Source organism: Pseudomonas sp. 51_B (assembly GCF_017491595.1).
GTDB classification, from domain to species: domain Bacteria; phylum Pseudomonadota; class Gammaproteobacteria; order Pseudomonadales; family Pseudomonadaceae; genus Aquipseudomonas; species Aquipseudomonas promysalinigenes.
In genome coordinates, this window is record NZ_JAFGYW010000132.1 from 1 (window position 1) to 555 (window position 555).

The 555-nt window shown below is 66.7% G+C and carries 1 protein-coding gene; it reads left to right on the forward strand.

All coding sequences use genetic code 11. The annotated features are described in order from the left end of the window. Positions 1-555 (forward strand): response regulator (locus J5M56_RS24010; protein WP_243430887.1); only part of this gene is annotated, 555 nt, incomplete at both ends.

Consider the following 555-nt stretch of genomic DNA (forward strand, 5'->3'; position numbering starts at 1 on the left):
ATCGTCAACGACATGCCCCTGGCGGTGGAGGCTCTGCGCCGAGCGTTGGCCTTCGAGCCGGCGCATCAGGTGATCTGGGTCGCCAGCAACGGCGCCGAGGCGGTGCAACGCTGCGCCGAATACACCCCGGATCTGATTCTGATGGACCTGATCATGCCGATCATGGACGGCGTCGAAGCCACGCGGCGGATCATGGCCGAGACGCCGTGCGCGATTGTCATCGTTACCGTAGATCGTCAACAGAACGTGCACCGCGTGTTCGAGGCCATGGGCCACGGCGCGCTGGACGTGGTCGACACGCCGGCCATTGGCGCCGGCAATGCCCAGGAAGCGGCGGCGCCGTTGTTGCGCAAGATCCTCAACATCGGCTGGCTGATCGGCGACAAGGCGCCACGTGCGCGCCCGGCGCCGAGTTCGCCGCGCAGTTCGCCGTCACGTCAGCGGCTGGTGGCGATCGGTTCGTCTGCCGGTGGGCCGGCGGCGCTGGAAGTGTTGCTCAAAGGCCTGCCGAAGGATTTTCCCGCCGCGATCGTGCTGGTGCAGCATGTCGATCAG